This is a genomic window from Mesorhizobium sp. M0408, assembly GCF_040321495.1.
Lineage (GTDB): Bacteria > Pseudomonadota > Alphaproteobacteria > Rhizobiales > Rhizobiaceae > Mesorhizobium.
Genome location: NZ_JAMYRO010000086.1, coordinates 1 through 501 on the forward strand (window position 1 = coordinate 1; position 501 = coordinate 501).

1 protein-coding gene is annotated in these 501 nt (G+C 63.3%); it reads right to left on the reverse strand.

Translation table 11 applies throughout. The annotated features are described in order from the left end of the window. The coding region (locus NKI67_RS33840) for a tyrosine-type recombinase/integrase (protein WP_352649185.1) at positions 1 to 501 on the reverse strand (501 nt) is incomplete at both ends.

Genomic DNA, 501 nt, shown 5'->3' on the forward strand with positions numbered 1-501 from the left:
TCAAGATGTGCGTGAAGATAGGTCAGCGTCGTTTCCATCGCCTCATGGCCCAGCCATAGGGCGATGACCGAACAATCGACGCCCGCCTGCAGCAGCTCCATGGCAGCGCTGTGCCTCAAAACATGAGGCGACACCCGCTTCGAGCGGAGGATAACGCAGTGTTCGCGAGCCTTGGCGACATGTTTGTTCAGCAGCGCCTGCACGCCGTCGGCGCTCAGCCTGCCGCCGTGCATGTTCGGAAAGAGACCCGTTGCGCCCCGTTTCCTGGGCTCGTTGAGCCAGCCCCGAAGGGCTTGCTGTGCAACCTTGGTGAGCGGCGTACTTCGCTCCTTGCGGCCCTTGCCAACGCATCGCACGTGGGCACCGTGCCCCAGCATGACCGAGTCCCGGTTGAGATCGATGATCTCCGAGACCCGCAGGCCTGTTTGCGCGGCCAGCAACAGCAGAGTGTGATCACGCCGTCCCAGCCATGTGCTGCGATCCGGACAGGCCAGGATCGCT